Below are 15,401 nucleotides of genomic sequence, written 5' to 3' on the forward strand. Positions count from 1 at the left end.
GTATGGACTTGATGCAGATTGTGGCCGTGGTGGTGTTCGTCGTCGCGATGGTTGCCATCATGTCGGAGAAGGTGCACCGCGCGCTCGTCGCCATCGTCGGCGCGATGATCCTGCTCGTCGTCCACGTCGTCACCTTCGACCAGGCCATGAGCCACGTCGACTTCAACACGCTCGGCGTGCTTCTGGGCATGATGCTCTTCGTCGCCGTGGTGAAGCTCTCGGGCATCTTCGAGTACCTCGCCATCAAGTGCGCGCGCCTCGCGAAGGGCAACCCCTGGCACGTCATGGTGCTGTTCGTCTGCCTGACCGCGCTGCTCTCGGCCCTGCTCGACAACGTGACGACGGTCCTGCTCATCGGCCCCATGACCATCACGGTGTGCCGCCTGCTCGACATCGACGCGGTGCCGTTCTTCCTCGCCGAGATCATGGCCTCCAACATCGGCGGCACGGCGACGCTCATCGGCGACCCTCCCAACATCATGATCGGCTCGGCGGCGGGCTACTCGTTCGTCGACTTCGTCCTCTACGACACCCCGGCGGCGCTGCTCTCGCTTGCCGTGATGCTCGCGCTGTTCTACCTGCTGTTCGGCCGAAAGCTCCACGTCGACGACGCGCACAAAGACGCGCTCGCGGGCCTCGACGAGCGCGAGCAGATCAAGAACCCCGTCCTTCTGCGCCAGAGCGTCGTCATGATCGCGCTCGTCGTCGTGGGCTTCATGGCCCACGGCTCGCTCGGCATAGAATCCTGCGTCGTCGCGCTCACCGCGGCGGGCGTCCTCATGCTGATCTCGGGCGAGCGCATCGAGGAGGCGCTCGCGCACGTTGAGTGGACCACGCTCGTCTTCTTCGCGGGCCTGTTCATCATCGTGGGCGCGCTCTCGGAGGTCGGCGTCATCGGCATGCTCGCGCAGGCCTTGATCGACGTCACGGGCGGCTCGACCTTCGTCGCCATGCTCGTACTGCTCTTCGCCTCGGCCATCATCTCGAGCTTCCTCGACAACATCCCGTTCGTCGCCACGATGATCCCGATCCTTCTGTCCATGGAGGCGACCGGCATGGACGTCGCGCCCCTGTGGTGGGCCGTTTCGCTCGGCGCCTGCCTCGGCGGCAACGGCACCTTGATCGGCGCGTCGGCGAACGTCGTCATGTCCGACATCTCGCGCAAGAACGGCCACGTTATTACGTTCGCACACTTCTTCAAAGTCGGCTTCCCCACGATGCTCGCGACCGTCGCCGTGTCAGCAATCTATCTAATCGTGCGTTTTCCGCCAATGTAGCATTTCGGGGTTTCGCGCTGCGCGAAGCTGCCCTATACTTGCGTGCAGTCCTTTAAAAGCGGTACAGAGAGACCGACAAGGAGTGCGAGCGATTCATCCAGGTGAAGTCGCACTATCGCAGAACCGAGCGGTCTGCCTGCATCCCTGATTGGAAGAGGGTGCTAATGACAGATACTAGAACAGTGAAATCCGTCTGTATGGACGCAGACGAAATTGAGCGATCGCTCACGCGCATCGCGCACCAGATTCTCGAGGCCAACCATGGTGCCTCGAACATCGCCTTGGTGGGAATCCTCACCCGAGGCGATCTGCTCGCACATCGCCTTGCGAGTAAGATCAAGCAGATCGAGGGCACTGACGTACCGCTCGGCGCGCTCGACATCAGCTTCTATCGCGATGATTTCGCGACGCATCTTTCCCCCGAGGTTCACTCGACCGACATCCGCTTCGACATCGACGGACTGACCGTCGTGCTTGTCGACGACGTCCTGTTCACCGGCCGCACCATCCGCGCGGCGCTCGATGCGCTGAGCGATTTCGGCCGCCCCTCCTGCGTGCAGCTTGCAGTCCTCGTCGACCGAGGGCACCGCGAGCTTCCCATCCGTGCCGATTTCGTCGGCAAGAACGTCCCTTCCTCGTCGCACGAGAACGTCCGCCTCTTTTTGGAGGAAGTCGATGGCGTCTCTGCCGTCGAGGTCCTCGAGATGGCGCCAGGGGACCGTGCGGGTTCCGCCCCGCTTGGCGCTGAACAGCCCCAGGAAAAGGAGGCGTAGCAGCTATGGCCTTCAACCACAAGCACCTCATCAACATCTCCGACTACTCCGCGGAAGACATCACGCGGATCCTCGACACCGCCGCAAGCTTCCGCGCGGTGAACGAGCGGCGTATCAAGAAGGTGCCGACGCTCAAGGGCTTCACCGTCGTAAACATGTTCAACGAGCCTTCGACCCGCACGCGTTCGTCGTTCGAGCTCGCCGAGAAGCGCCTGTCGTGCGATACGCTCAACTTCGGCGGGTCCTCCACCTCCACGGTGAAGGGCGAAAGCTTGCGCGACACCGTGCAGACGCTCTGCTCGTACAAGATCGATGCCATCGTCGTGCGCGACAAGCACGCGGGAGCGCCGCGCAAGGTCGCCGATGTTTCCGGCGTGTCCGTCATCTGCGCAGGTGACGGCAAGCATCAGCATCCTACGCAAGCGCTGCTCGACCTGTACACCATTCGCGAGCGTTTCGGCCGCATCGAGGGCCTTCGCGTCGGCATCGTCGGAGACATCGGCCATTCGCGCGTCTGCGGCTCGCTTATCCCCGCGCTCAAGATCATGGGCGCCCATGTCACCGTCATCGCGCCGCCGACGCTTATGCCGGCAGCTCCCGAAATCTTAGGGGCCGATGAAATCACGTGCGACCTCGACGCGGCGCTGCCCGAGCTCGACGTGGTATACATGCTGCGCATCCAGCGCGAGCGCCTCGAGGGCGCGCCGTACCCGAGCCTTCGCGAGTACAACCTGCTCTTCGGCCTGACCGAGGAGCGCGAGAAACTCATGCGGCCCGAAGCCATCGTGTGCCATCCAGGACCTGTAAACCGCGGCGTCGAGCTCGACGATTATATGTGCGACCACCCGCAGCGCTCCGTCATCTTGGACCAGGTCTATTCCGGCGTGCTCGTCCGTATGGCCGTTCTCTATTTGCTGTTAGGAGGAACCGACAATGGCGTTGATGCTTAAGAACGCGCGGCTTCTCGACCCCCAGGTTGGGCTCGATGAGGTCGCTGACATCCTGATCCGCGATGGCCGCATCGTGGAGATTGGCCACGACCTTGAGATGCCGAAGGGCATCGAGCGCGACCTTTCGGGAAAGATCATCGTCCCCGGCCTGGTCGACATGCACGTTCACTTGCGTGACCCCGGATTCGAGTACAAAGGCGACATCGAGTCCGAAACGAAGGCGGCGGCTCACGGCGGCTTCACCGCGGTATGCGCGATGCCGAACACGAACCCCGTCTGCGATAACGCGACCATCGTGGAATACGTGCAGCGCAAGGCCTCTGAAGTCGGCTTCTGCCGCGTGCTCGTGTCGGGCGCGCTTACGCAGGGGCTCGAAGGCGAGGTGCTCTCCGAGATGGGGGACATGGTCGCTCACGGTGCCGTCGCGTTCACCGACGACGGCCGCGGCGTGCAGGACTCGGGTATGATGCGCCGCACGATGGACTACGCCAAGCAGTTCGACCGCGTCGTCATGTGCCACTGCCAAGATGAGGGTCTCGTGGGCGCGGGCCAGGTGAACGAAGGGGAATGCTCCACGCGCCTCGGCCTTTTAGGTTGGCCTGCGGAAGGCGAGGAGCTCGAAATCATGCGTGACATCGCGCTTTGCCGCCTGACGGGATGCCATTTCCACGCGCAGCACGTAACGACCGCGCGCGGGCTCGAGCTCATTCGCGCCGCCAAAGCCGAGGGGCTGCCCGTCACCTGCGAGGTCACGCCGCACCATCTGCTTCTCGACGACTCGATGATCGGCGAGGACTACGATACGAACTACAAGGTGAACCCACCGCTTCGCACGAAGGCCGACGTCGCTGCGCTTCGCGCCGGTCTTGCCGACGGCACGGTCGATGCCATCGTCACCGATCACGCGCCGCACGCGACCTACGAGAAGGATCGCGAGTTCGAGCTTGCTCCCTTCGGGATGACGGGTATCGAGACCTCGCTCGGCCTCATGCTCACCCATATGGTCGGTGAGGGCGTGATCGGTTTGAACCGTCTCGTCGAGCTCATGGCTGTGAACCCTCGGACGATCCTGCGAGACGAGCGTGTGGCCATCGAGCCGGGCTCTATCGCCGATTTGACGGTCATCGACCCCGACGCGGAGTGGACGGTTGCCAAAGACGACTTCTGCTCTAAGGCGCAGAACACGCCGTTTGTCGGATGGAATCTTCGTGGGCGTGCGACCGACGTATTCGTCGGCGGTTACGCGACGATGGAAGACGGTGCGGTTTGCTCTACGGTCAAAAAGTAAGGCGCCTTTACGGCGATTTCGATACGATAGCGGATGACGCCCGCGATGGCGGGCTTGAACGGAAAGGAACGATGTGAGCGAGATCACGAAAAAGCTGCTCGAGAACACCTCGAAGCCGCTCGGTGCACCAGCGCTGCTCGTGCTCGAAGACGGCGCCGTGTTCAGCGGCACCTCTTGCGCGGCGCAGGGCGAAGTGTTCGGCGAAATCTGCTTCAACACCTCTCTGGAGGGCTACCTTGAGGTGATCACCGACCCGAGCTACGCGGGCCAGATCATCACGATGACCTACCCCCAGATCGGCAACTACGGTGTGAACCGCGAGGACTGCCAGTCCGAGAAGCCGGCATTGCGCGGGCTCGTAGTGCGCGACATGTGCCAGGTGCCCTCTAACTGGCGCAGCGAGCTCACGCTGCCCGACTTCCTGCGTGAGAACAACGTCGTCGCCATCGAGGGCGTCGACACGCGCGCCCTCGTTCGCCACGTGCGCGACAACGGTGCCCAGCGCGCGGTCCTCTCCACGCTCGACACCGACGCCGAAAGCCTCCTTGCGAAGGTTCGCGCAAGCGAGTCTATCGTCGGCGTGAACCTCGCCGAGACGGTCTCTCGCTCCGAGAAGGCGACCTTCGGCATCGATGACCTGCCGAAAACCCAGGCTTTCGCGCTCACGGCGCCCGCGCCTGCGAAGTACAAGGTCGTCGCCTACGATTGCGGCGCGAAGCTCTCCATCTTCCAGAACCTCGTGCGCGTGGGCTGCGAGCTTACCGCTGTTCCCTGGGACACTCCCGCCGAAGACGTCCTCGCGATGAACCCCGACGGCGTGTTCCTCTCTAACGGCCCCGGCGATCCTGATGCGGTTTCGGGCACGTATACCCAGGTCGAGAAGCTGCTCGGCAAGGTTCCTGTCTTTGGCATCTGCCTTGGGCACCAGATGATGTCGAAGGCCGCGGGCGCTCAGATCGAGAAGCTCAAGTTCGGCCATCGCGGCGGCAACCACCCCGTCATGAACCTGCGCACTCACCGTGTCGAGATCACCGCGCAAAACCACGGGTTCGGCCTTCTGTTCCCGACGCTCGGCGAGCTTATCCCCGAGGAGTCGGCAGGCGAGACCGAGCATCGCGACGACCTGCGCTTCTGGGTCGAGAAGTGCGTTGCGCCCGTCGTGCGCAACGAGAAGTTCGGCCGCATCCAGCTCACACACGTGAACTTGAACGACGGCACCGCCGAGGGTATCGCGTTTCTTGACATCCCGGCGTTCTCGGTGCAGTACCACCCCGAGGCGTCGCCCGGACCGACCGACGCGCACTACCTGTTCACCGCCTTCTCGCGCCTGATGGATGGACGCGAGGATTATCTCGATATCGACATCGCCGCCGACCGTTTGGCCGGATGGAAGTTTGGGGGAGAAGTCAATGCCTAAGCGTACCGACATCAAGTCCATCCTGGTCATCGGATCGGGTCCGATCGTCATCGGCCAGGCATGCGAGTTCGACTACTCGGGTGCCCAGGCCTGCAAGGTCCTCAAAGCCGACGGCTACCGCGTCATCCTCGTCAACTCCAACCCGGCGACCATCATGACTGACCCGGGTCTCGCCGACCGCACCTACGTCGAGCCGATCACGCCCGAGTTCGTCGAGAAAGTCATCGAGAAGGAACGCCCCGACGCGCTTCTCCCGACGCTCGGCGGCCAGACCGGTCTGAACACCGCCGTCGCCCTGGCGAAGTCTGGCGTGCTTGACAAGTACGGCGTCGAAATGGTCGGCTGCGACCTTCCCGCCATCGAGCGCGGCGAGGACCGCAAGCTGTTCAACGAGTGCATGGAGGAACTCGGCATCGAGGTCGCGCGCAGCGGCTACGCCTACTCCATGGAAGACGCCGAGTCGATCGTCGCCGAGTTGGGCTTTCCCGTGGTGTGCCGCCCGTCGTTTACGCTCGGCGGTGCCGGCGGCGGCATCGCGCACGACATGGACGAGCTTCATCTCATCGTGAGCCAGGGACTTGAGCTCTCGCCCGCAGGCGAGGTGCTCGTCGAGGAATCCATCGAGGGCTGGAAAGAGTACGAGATGGAGGTCATGCGCGACCGCGTCGGCAACGGCATCATCGTGTGCTCCATCGAGAACTTCGACGCGATGGGCGTCCACACCGGCGACTCGATCACCGTCGCCCCTGCGCAAACCCTCTCCGATGTGGAATACCAGCGCATGCGCACGGCCTCGCTCGCCATCCTCGAGAAGATCGGCGTCGAAACCGGCGGCTCGAACGTGCAGTTCGCCGTCAACCCGAAGACGGGACGCATGATCGTCATTGAGATGAACCCCCGCGTGTCGCGCTCCTCCGCGCTCGCTTCCAAGGCGACGGGCTTCCCGATCGCAAAGGCCGCGGCGAAGCTCGCGGTGGGCTATACGCTCGACGAGATCGTGAATGACATCACCAAGGCGACGCCCGCGTGCTTCGAGCCTTCCATCGACTACTGCGTCGTCAAGGTGCCGCGCTTCGCGTTCGAGAAGTTCCAGGGCACCGACGACACGCTCACGACCCGCATGAAGGCGGTCGGCGAAATCATGTCAATCGGCCGCACCTTCGAGGAATCGCTCGGCAAGGCGCTTCGCTCCCTTGAAAATGGCCGCGCGGGCCTCGGTGCCGACGGCAAGGGTGCGGAGAGCGCCATGCAGGGCGCGGAATTCGACGACATGGTGTGCCGCCCGACCGCGAACCGCATCTTCTTCATCGCCGAGGCGATGCGCCGCGGTATGAGTGTGGAGGAACTTCATGAAAAGACGGGCATCGACCCGTGGTTCTTGGCCCGCATGGCTGACATGGTCGCCGTCGAGCAGGCGCTTTCGGGCCACAAGCTCGAGGAACTGGACGAAGATGACATGCGCTGCGCAAAGCGCTTCGGCCTCTCCGACGTGCAGATCGCACATCTGACCGGCTCAGACGAGCTTTCCGTACGCGCGCACCGCAAGGCGCTCGGCGTCGTCCCTGCGTTCAAGACGGTCGACACCTGCGCTGCCGAAACGCCGAGCAAGACGGCCTACCACTACAAGACCTACGACACTTGCGAGAGCGAGGTCGCTCCCAAGACCAAGAAGCGCGCGATGATCCTCGGCGCAGGCCCGAACCGCATCGGCCAGGGCATCGAGTTCGACTACTGCTGCGTGCATGCGAGCTACGCGCTTGCCGACGCCGGCTTCGAGACCATCATGGTCAACTGCAACCCCGAGACGGTCTCGACCGACTACGACACCTCCGACAAGCTTTATTTCGAGCCGCTGACCTTCGAAGATGTGATGGACATCGTCGATGTGGAAGACCCCGACGGCGTCGTCGTGACGCTCGGCGGTCAGACGCCGCTTAAGCTCGCGCGCGCTCTGCAGGAAGCGGGCGTCCCCATTATGGGCACGAGCCCCGAGGCGATCGACCTCGCCGAAGACCGTGATCGTTTCTCCCAGGTGCTCGACGAGCTCAAGATCATCTACCCCGCAGCGGGCGAGGCATCTACTCTCGAAGAGGCGCACCGGGTCGCCGAGCATATCAGCTTCCCGCTGCTCGTCCGTCCGAGCTACGTGCTCGGTGGCCGCGGCATGGCCATCGTCTACGACAACGACCAACTTGACAAGTACATGGCTGAAGCCGCGAAGATTTCGCCTGACCACCCGGTCTATCTTGATCGATTCCTCGAAGCTGCCATTGAAGTCGACGTCGATGCGCTCTGCGACGGCAAGGACGTGTTCGTGGGCGGCATCTTGGAGCACATCGAGATGGCAGGCATCCACTCGGGCGACTCCGCCTGCTGCACACCGCCGTTCTCGCTCTCGCTCAGCCTTCAGGGGCAGCTGCGCGACATCGCACGCCGCCTTGCTCTGCGCCTGGGCGTCGTTGGCCTGCTCAACATTCAGTTTGCCATTAAAGACCAGGTCATCTACGTAATCGAGGCAAATCCGCGCGCGAGCCGCACCGTGCCGTTTGTCTCCAAGTCCACGGGTGTCCCCTTAGCGAAGATCGCGGCCCGCATCATGGCGGGGGAGAAGCTCGCCGATCTGAACCTTCCCGCCGACGATCGCGAGTTCGACTACTTCTGCGTGAAGGAAGCCGTCATGCCGTTCGGCCGTTTCCCCGGCTCCGATGTCGTGCTCGGCCCTGAGATGAAATCGACTGGCGAGGTCATGGGCATCGCAGGTAATTTCCCTGCAGCGTTCACCAAGACTCAGCTCGCGATCGATTACGAGCCGCCGCGGGGCGGGGAAGTGTTCATCTCGGTGAACGATGGCGACAAGCGCAACATTACGGCGATCGCTCGCTCCGTTGCGCGCCTCGGGTTCTCGCTCGTTGCAACGACGGGCACTGCCCGCGCCCTTCGCGCGTCGGGCATCGAATGCGAAGAGGTTGGCAAGATCCATGCCGGCTCGCACACGATTCTCGACCGCATCGCATCGGGCGAGATCGTGCTCATGATCAACACGCCGTTCGGCAGCTCCACCAACACCGACGGCTATGAGATGCGCGCGGCATGCGTGCGCCACGGCGTGAGCTACTGCACCACGCTTGCGGGCGCGCAGGCGCTTATCGCGGGCATGGAGGCGGTCCGCGAGACGGGGCTCGACGTCATCGCGCTGCAAGACCTGCCACAATGGGAAGGCTAAATGATGGTAGATATCACAGCGCCCGTGCTCGATAACCACCAGGTGGGCCCGAGGCTTCACCTCATGACGTTGAGCGCGCCCGAAATCGCTTCGAGCATCAAGCCCGGGCAATTCGTCCATATGCAGATTCCGGGTATGGAAGGCCATATCCTGCGCCGCCCGTTCTCGGTCTATGCGACGTACGTGAGCGAAGGAACGGTCGAGATTCTCTACCAGGTGGTGGGCTTCGGCTCCGAGCGGATGACCAAGCTTGCGCCTGGCGATGAGGTTGCCCCTAAGCTCATCGGGCCCGTCGGTCACGGCTGGGCAGCACCCGAGAAGTGCGAGCGCGCGCTTCTAGTGGGCGGCGGCGTCGGAGCAGCTCCCTTGTACCTGCTTTTCGAGCAACTGGTTGCTGCGGGGGTCGACGTCACCGTGGTGCTCGGCGCCCAAACCGAGGCTGCGCTCGTGTGCCGCGAACGCTACGCGCGTGTGCTTTCCACCGCCGGCTGTTGTGCCGAGAACGCGCCTCTTTGCGCCACCGACGACGGCACCTTCGGGCGTGCGGGCTTTTGCACCTCGCTTGTCGATGATGCGGTAAGCGAGGCAAACGCGAGTGGGAAGCCCTTCGATTACCTGGCTGTTTGCGGTCCTGAGCCGCTCATGAAGATTGTTTCCGGCCAAGCGGCGCAAGCGAACATCCCTTGCCAGGTGTCGATGGAGAAGCGCATGGCGTGCGGTGTCGGAGCTTGCCTTTCCTGCGTTGTAGAAACCGTTCACGGCAAGAAGCGCTCCTGCGTTGACGGCCCCGTCTTCGATGCCCAGGAGGTGGCGTGGTAATGGCAGCGAAAACCCCACGTGAAACCAGCGTTAATCTGGTGGTGAACCTCGGCGGCCTTACGATGAAGAACCCCGTTACCACGGCGTCGGGCACGTTCGCTGCCGGCATGGAGTACTCCGATTTCGTTGACGTGTCCGCTTTGGGCGCCGTCACGACGAAGGGCGTTTCCCTCAACGGTTGGGAAGGCAACGCGAGCCCGCGCATCGCCGAGGTTCCTTCGGGCATGCTGAATTCGATCGGCCTGCAAAACCCCGGTGTCGTCCACTTGAAGAGCGAGGAACTTCCCTGGCTGCGCGAGCAGGGTGCCGCAACCATCGTGAACGTCTCTGGGCATAGTTTTGATGAATACGTGCAGGTCATCGAAGCGCTTGAGGATGCACCCGTCGATGCGTACGAGGTGAACATCTCGTGTCCGAACGTCGATGCCGGCGGCATGACGCTCGGTACCCACGTCCCAAGCGTCGAGAAGGTTGTCTCTCTTTGCCGCGAGGCAACATCGCGCCCGCTCATCGTGAAGCTTACGCCGAATGTGACTGACATCACCGAGATCGCGCGTGCCGCTGAGGCTTCGGGCGCCGATGCGATTTCGCTTATCAACACGCTGCTTGGTATGGCGATCGACGTGAAGCGACGCCGGCCAGTGCTTGCGCGCGTTGTCGGTGGATTCTCGGGTCCTGCCGTGAAGCCGGTTGCGCTGCGCATGGTGTGGCAGTGCTCGAAGACGGTTTCCGTTCCCATCCTTGGCATGGGCGGTGTTACCACCGGCACCGATGCCGTCGAGTTCATGCTGGCCGGTGCCACAGCAGTTGCCGTCGGCACGGCGAACTTCATGAACCCTCAAGCGACCGTCGACGTAATCGATGGCATTATCGACTACTGCGAAGAGCAGGGCGTAAACGATGTGAACGACCTGATAGGAGCACTTGAATGCTAGAGGATTTCCACGCTCAACCCGCTCGCGACCGCGTGATCGTCGCGCTCGACTGCGATGCGGCTACTGCGCTTTGCCTTGCCGTGCAGCTGCGCGGCCATGCGAATTGGCTCAAAGTCGGCATGACGCTGTATTATGCCGAGGGTCCTAAGATTGTGCAGACGTTCAAGCAGCTCGGCTTCAACGTCTTCCTCGACCTGAAGTTCCACGATATTCCGCATCAGGTGGAAGGTGCCGCGGCTTCAGCGGTGCTTTCGGGGGCTGACATGCTCACCATGCACGCTGTCGGCGGTTCTGCCATGATGGCAGCTGGGCACCGCGGTGCGGAAGCCGCCGCGTTCGAGCGCAAGATTCCGGTGCCGGCGACGCTTGCGATCACGGTTCTCACCAGCATGGATGCGGAATCGCTTGCAGCTACGGGCGTATCAAGGGCTCTGCCTGAGCAGGTGAGCGCGCTCGCCGTGCAAGCTCGCGAGGCGGGGCTCTCGGGTATCGTGTGCTCGCCGCAAGAAGCCAAGGGCATGCGCGAGCTGCTTGGCCCGGATGCCTTTATCGTGACCCCGGGCGTTCGTCCCGCGGGGAGCGCAAAGGGCGACCAGAGCCGTGTTGCCACGCCCGCGCAGGCTTTCGAGAACGGTGCCTCTCATATTGTTGTAGGACGTCCGATCACTCAGGCCGAAGACCCAGTCGCTGCGTTCGAGGCAATCGCCGCAGAGCTGGCATAATTCTTTCAACTCGATAAGCGCTCGCGAAGTGAGCGCACGTTCAAGCCCGAGGGATGCGCGGAATTCCGCGCATCCCTCGGTGTCTGATGGGACAGCTCGCATCCTGGCGCAGGTTAGCATCGGGGGTTCGCCATTTGTGAATGCTTTATGCTCAGATGCGCTGAGATGTGTCCAGATTTGACCATGCTCCTTATTTTTCCGTTGATGAGCAGTGATTTCTTTTAAAAACACTTGACCATTCGACGGAAATCCACGACGATAATCAAACGTTAGCCGCGCCTTGGGCAAGCCGATGGAGAATTGAGCTTGCGGGTGGTCGCGGAAAAACAATGCCCGTCAACTATTATTTTCCTTCTAATGGTCAACTGGGCATTTAGAATAATTGTTGCTAACGGCAATCGGCGGTAGGCGTCGTGCCGAGAAACAAAAGGAGAGATTCACGATGGCAATTCCTCAACTCAGCCCCGAAGAGCGTCAGGCAGCTCTCGAGAAGGCCAAGGCCGCCCGCATCAAGCGCGCTGAGGTTCGCGACGATCTCAAGAGCGGCAAGCTCACGCTCGAGAAGGTTCTCGACATGAAGGAAGACCCGATCGTCGGCCGCATGAAGGTTTCCACCCTCATCGAGACCCTCCCCGGTTACGGCAAGGCCAAGGCCGAGAAGATCATGAAGGAACTCCAGATCGCTGAGAGCCGCCGCCTTCGTGGTCTTGGCGACCGTCAGCGTGCCGCACTGCTGGAGCGTCTTGGCTAATCGTGCCCATGCGTCGCGGTAATCTCTTTGTGATTTCAGGGCCATCAGGTGCTGGCAAGGGCACCCTGGTGGCCCGTTTGTTGCGCGAAGTCCCCGATTGCTGGGTTTCGGTTTCCGCAACGACGCGCTCTCCACGCGAAGGCGAGCAGGAGGCTGTCCAGTACTTCTTCAAGAGCGACGAGGAATTCGACGCGCTTGTCAAAGAGGACGGGCTTTTGGAATGGGCCACGTATGCGGATCATCGCTACGGCACGCCGAAAAGCGCCGTGCTGGGGCATATCGCCCAAGGTGAGCAGGTCGTTCTTGAAATCGATGTGCAGGGCGCGTTCCAGGTGAAGGACAAGCTTCCCGAAGCACACCTGGTTTTCATCGAGCCGCCTTCGCTTATCGTGCTTGAAGAGCGTCTGCGCGGACGCGGTACGGAAACCGACGAGGTGATAGCCTCCCGCATGGAAGCGGCGCAGGCAGAGCTTGCGCGCAAGATGGAGTATGACATTCGCATCGTGAACGACGACCTTGAGACCGCCACCAGGCAGTTAGTCGATTACGTGAACGAAAAAGCTGAAGAATAACGAGGTAACATCAAAGATGAGCATCATCGAACCGAGAATCAACGATTTACTGGAAGAAACCGATCAAGACCGTTTCCTTCTGTGTGCCCTCGCGTCCAAGCGCGCGCACGACATCAACGACATGATGCGCGGTCAGCGCAATCGCGCAATCCAGCTGCAGACCGCCGTCGAGATTGCACGCGCTGCGGACAAGAAGCCGCTCACGATCGCCTTCAACGAAATCGCTGCTGGCGATGTTTCCTATGATCCTGACAGCATCGACATCAAGAACCATTAATGGCTGAGTATCAACGAATCTGTCTGGTTCACTACCACGAGATCGGCCTTAAGGGCCACAATCGCTCAAAATTCGAGATGCGCCTTCTGAAGAATCTGGAGGCGCATCTTTGCGCGTACCCCGTTGTGACGATTCACCGCATCTCGGGGCGTCTTTGCGTGTTCCTGAAGGAGGGAACCACGCACGACACCATGGTTGAATGCGCCGATGCCATCCGCTCGATTCCCGGCACCGCGCGTGTCTCGTGCGGGTTCAAGTGCGAGCGCGACCTCGATCAGATGACCGAGGCGGGCATCCTCGCGATGGGCGAGTCGGGGGCATTTGCGAGCTTCAAGGTGCACGCGCGCCGCAACCACACCGATTTCCCCGTGAACTCGATGGAGATCAACCAGATTGTCGGCGGGCGTTTGAGTGAGGCTTATCCCCAGGTAAAAGTCCAGATGAAGGACCCTGACCTTACGGTGGGGATCGAAGTTGTGCAAAACGCGGCCTATGTCTACGCGCGCAGCATCCCCGGCATCGGGGGCCTTCCCGTCGGAAGCTCGGGCACGGTGATGAGCTTGCTTTCCTCGGGAATCGACTCGCCGGTGGCGCTCTGGCGCATCGCGCGCCGTGGCGCCGTTTGCATCGGCGTGCATTTCTCGGGCAGGCCGCAGACCTCCGATGCCTCCGAGTTCTTGGTCGACGACATCGCGCATGTGCTCGAAAAGACGGGCTGCATCGCGCGCGTCTATGTTGTTCCCTTCGGCGACTATCAGCGCGAGATTGCCCTTTCGGCGCCGCCTGAGCTGCGCGTTATCCTGTATCGCCGTCTTATGTTCCGCGTCGCTGAACGCATCGCTTTCTACGAGCATGCGAAGGCCATCGTCACGGGGGAGAGCCTTGGGCAGGTTGCCTCGCAGACGCTCGACAACATCAGGGCGACGAACGACGCTGTCTCACTTCCGGTGTTCCGCCCGCTCATCGGCTCCGACAAGCTTGAAATCATCGCGCAATCGCAGCAGTTGGGGACGTTCCCCATCTCGTCGCAGGACGCGCCGGATTGTTGCACGCTCTTCATGCCGAGAAACCCTGAGACGCACGCGAACCTGACGGCCGTGCGCGAAGCCGAGGCCGCTTTCCCCATCGATCAGTGGGTAGAGGAGCTCGCCTGTGCTGCCGAGCCGCACGACTATGCCTGCCCCGCCTACAAGCCGCGCAAAAAATCGTTGCACGACCTTATGACGGAGAACGACGGGGACTAACTAGTCTGCGCAGTTGCTTAAGTCTGAGTGCGCTCTCGCTGTGATGCGCTACAAAGGTATTTGCGGTGCCTTCTCGAGGAAGGTGTCTGAGAGGACCTGTTTCATCAGGTCCTCTCTTTGGCTTGTATGATATAGATACTTGGAACTGTGTTTCCGCCGTTCGTTTTGCTGTATGTCTTTCGAGACTAGACCCTGCCAGGTTTCTGCAAGGAATCTGGCAGGGTTTTGTGTATTCTGGGCGAGAAACGGCAGAGTATTTGCGCCTTTACCGGTGCATTCCTGCGGAAAATGCGCGGATAAGGCGACGCGATTCGGGAAGCATTGGGTCAGCTCATCGCCAGGCTTCATCGCTATACTCCCTTACTTAATCGAAAGGGGAGCGATGAAGCGTCGCGATAAAATACCGTTTTCTGTGCCGAGCAAGCGCAAGCCGAAACCTGCGGTCGTTATCGGAATCGTCTCGCTCGCGGTGGCGATACTCTGCATCGCAGGCTTGCAGCTTGCCCATGCCCTGCTGCCTGGAACAGAGTTTTCAATCTCAAAGGCGCAGACGAGCACTTCGGAGCCTATCGAAGATACAGCCTCCGATACGCCCATTGCCGAAAATACGATATTCGTGCACGTTGAAGGTGCGGTTGCCGCCCCGGGGCTGCTCGAGCTTTCCGAAGGTTCGCGGGTGTACGACGCTATCCAAGCGGCTGGAGGCTTCGCTGAAGACGCGAGGCATGACGCGGTGAACCTTGCGCGCGTCTTGACCGACGGTGAGCAGATCATCGTTCCCAGCACTCAAACCGATGATGGCTCGGACGCCGCGCCCGCAACCGCTGCTTCAGCTGGCACGGCGGCTGGGAAGGTCAACATCAACACCGCCGATGCGGCAACGCTTGACACGCTGCCTGGAATTGGGGCATCGACTGCCGCGAAAATCGTCGCTGACCGCGAGGCAAACGGCCCCTTCAAAACTATCGAGGACCTAAAGCGTGTCTCGGGAATTGGCGATAAGAAGTTTTCCCAGCTCGAGGAGTGTATTACCGTTGGGTAACGAGAGAGGCGGACACGTAAAAGATGCAGCTCGCCGCCTCAGGATGAGGGCGAGCGTTCTCGGCCAGCATTCAAGCGACACTCTTGACGACCCATGCGCCCAAGGCTCGGT

At 61.6% G+C, this 15,401-nt stretch carries 14 protein-coding genes; all 14 read left to right on the plus strand.

Annotated features, from left to right (window positions below; genetic code table 11):
- Positions 1-2: 2 nt before the first annotated feature.
- The 14 genes from F8C90_RS00560 to F8C90_RS00625 all read left to right on the plus strand — a co-directional run bounded on the left by F8C90_RS00560 (position 3) and on the right by F8C90_RS00625 (position 15,290).
- Positions 3-1,277: an ArsB/NhaD family transporter gene (locus F8C90_RS00560; protein WP_158048496.1), complete on the plus strand. Its 1,275-nt coding sequence runs from the start codon at positions 3-5 to the stop codon at positions 1,275-1,277.
- 164 nt (positions 1,278-1,441) lie between these two features.
- A complete protein-coding gene (gene pyrR, locus F8C90_RS00565) occupies positions 1,442-2,050 on the plus strand; it encodes a bifunctional pyr operon transcriptional regulator/uracil phosphoribosyltransferase PyrR (protein WP_158048497.1) in 609 nt (202 codons plus the stop codon).
- A gap of 5 nt (positions 2,051-2,055) precedes the next feature.
- On the plus strand, positions 2,056-3,000 hold the full coding sequence (locus F8C90_RS00570; RefSeq protein WP_158048498.1) for an aspartate carbamoyltransferase catalytic subunit: 945 nt from the start codon (positions 2,056-2,058) through the stop codon (positions 2,998-3,000).
- Positions 2,984-4,288, plus strand: coding sequence for a dihydroorotase (locus F8C90_RS00575; protein WP_158048499.1), 1,305 nt, complete (start codon positions 2,984-2,986; stop codon positions 4,286-4,288). Before F8C90_RS00570 ends, F8C90_RS00575 begins: the two co-directional genes overlap by 17 nt.
- Before the next feature lie 73 nt (positions 4,289-4,361).
- Entirely contained in the window at positions 4,362-5,705 is a 1,344-nt protein-coding gene (carA, locus tag F8C90_RS00580) for a glutamine-hydrolyzing carbamoyl-phosphate synthase small subunit (protein ID WP_158048500.1), read from the plus strand.
- Complete coding sequence (gene carB, locus F8C90_RS00585) at positions 5,698-8,928, plus strand: carbamoyl-phosphate synthase large subunit (RefSeq protein WP_158048501.1); 3,231 nt, start codon at positions 5,698-5,700, stop codon at positions 8,926-8,928. Before carA ends, carB begins: the two co-directional genes overlap by 8 nt.
- A complete protein-coding gene (locus tag F8C90_RS00590) occupies positions 8,929-9,747 on the plus strand; it encodes a dihydroorotate dehydrogenase electron transfer subunit (RefSeq protein ID WP_158048502.1) in 819 nt (272 codons plus the stop codon). It abuts the gene before it with no gap.
- The gene (locus tag F8C90_RS00595) at positions 9,747-10,682 is read left to right on the plus strand and encodes a dihydroorotate dehydrogenase (RefSeq protein ID WP_158048503.1); all 936 of its coding nucleotides are present in this window, start codon (positions 9,747-9,749) and stop codon (positions 10,680-10,682) included. The genes F8C90_RS00590 and F8C90_RS00595 overlap by 1 nt, the downstream gene beginning before the upstream one ends.
- Positions 10,676-11,404 carry an orotidine-5'-phosphate decarboxylase gene (gene pyrF / locus F8C90_RS00600; RefSeq protein ID WP_158048504.1) on the plus strand — a complete coding sequence of 243 codons (729 nt, stop codon included), beginning with the start codon at positions 10,676-10,678 and terminating at the stop codon, positions 11,402-11,404. Before F8C90_RS00595 ends, pyrF begins: the two co-directional genes overlap by 7 nt.
- Positions 11,405-11,846: 442 nt before the next feature.
- Positions 11,847-12,155: an integration host factor, actinobacterial type gene (mihF, locus tag F8C90_RS00605; protein WP_158048505.1), complete on the plus strand. Its 309-nt coding sequence runs from the start codon at positions 11,847-11,849 to the stop codon at positions 12,153-12,155.
- Between the two features lie 8 nt (positions 12,156-12,163).
- Entirely contained in the window at positions 12,164-12,727 is a 564-nt protein-coding gene (gene gmk / locus F8C90_RS00610) for a guanylate kinase (protein WP_158048506.1), read from the plus strand.
- Between the two features lie 16 nt (positions 12,728-12,743).
- On the plus strand, positions 12,744-13,004 hold the full coding sequence (locus F8C90_RS00615; protein WP_158048507.1) for a DNA-directed RNA polymerase subunit omega: 261 nt from the start codon (positions 12,744-12,746) through the stop codon (positions 13,002-13,004).
- The gene (gene thiI, locus F8C90_RS00620) at positions 13,004-14,248 is read left to right on the plus strand and encodes a tRNA uracil 4-sulfurtransferase ThiI (protein WP_158048508.1); all 1,245 of its coding nucleotides are present in this window, start codon (positions 13,004-13,006) and stop codon (positions 14,246-14,248) included. Before F8C90_RS00615 ends, thiI begins: the two co-directional genes overlap by 1 nt.
- A 382-nt stretch (positions 14,249-14,630) precedes the next feature.
- Positions 14,631-15,290, plus strand: coding sequence for a ComEA family DNA-binding protein (locus tag F8C90_RS00625; RefSeq protein WP_158048509.1), 660 nt, complete (start codon positions 14,631-14,633; stop codon positions 15,288-15,290).
- Positions 15,291-15,401 lie beyond the last annotated feature (111 nt).

The sequence above is a fragment of the Ellagibacter isourolithinifaciens genome, assembly GCF_008831035.1.
GTDB lineage: Bacteria > Actinomycetota > Coriobacteriia > Coriobacteriales > Eggerthellaceae > Ellagibacter > Ellagibacter isourolithinifaciens.

Bases quoted from the DNA above. Each gene is read 5' to 3' on its own strand.
- F8C90_RS00560 (WP_158048496.1), top strand. From the start codon at position 3: ATGGACTTGATGCAGATTGTGGCCGTGGTGGTGTTCGTCGTCGCGATG.
- pyrR (WP_158048497.1), top strand. From the start codon at position 1,442: ATGACAGATACTAGAACAGTGAAATCCGTCTGTATGGACGCAGACGAA.
- F8C90_RS00570 (WP_158048498.1), top strand. From the start codon at position 2,056: ATGGCCTTCAACCACAAGCACCTCATCAACATCTCCGACTACTCCGCG.
- F8C90_RS00575 (WP_158048499.1), top strand. From the start codon at position 2,984: ATGGCGTTGATGCTTAAGAACGCGCGGCTTCTCGACCCCCAGGTTGGG.
- carB (WP_158048501.1), top strand. From the start codon at position 5,698: ATGCCTAAGCGTACCGACATCAAGTCCATCCTGGTCATCGGATCGGGT.
- F8C90_RS00590 (WP_158048502.1), top strand. From the start codon at position 8,929: ATGATGGTAGATATCACAGCGCCCGTGCTCGATAACCACCAGGTGGGC.
- F8C90_RS00595 (WP_158048503.1), top strand. From the start codon at position 9,747: ATGGCAGCGAAAACCCCACGTGAAACCAGCGTTAATCTGGTGGTGAAC.
- pyrF (WP_158048504.1), top strand. From the start codon at position 10,676: ATGCTAGAGGATTTCCACGCTCAACCCGCTCGCGACCGCGTGATCGTC.
- mihF (WP_158048505.1), top strand. From the start codon at position 11,847: ATGGCAATTCCTCAACTCAGCCCCGAAGAGCGTCAGGCAGCTCTCGAG.
- gmk (WP_158048506.1), top strand. From the start codon at position 12,164: ATGCGTCGCGGTAATCTCTTTGTGATTTCAGGGCCATCAGGTGCTGGC.
- F8C90_RS00615 (WP_158048507.1), top strand. From the start codon at position 12,744: ATGAGCATCATCGAACCGAGAATCAACGATTTACTGGAAGAAACCGAT.
- thiI (WP_158048508.1), top strand. From the start codon at position 13,004: ATGGCTGAGTATCAACGAATCTGTCTGGTTCACTACCACGAGATCGGC.
- F8C90_RS00625 (WP_158048509.1), top strand. From the start codon at position 14,631: ATGAAGCGTCGCGATAAAATACCGTTTTCTGTGCCGAGCAAGCGCAAG.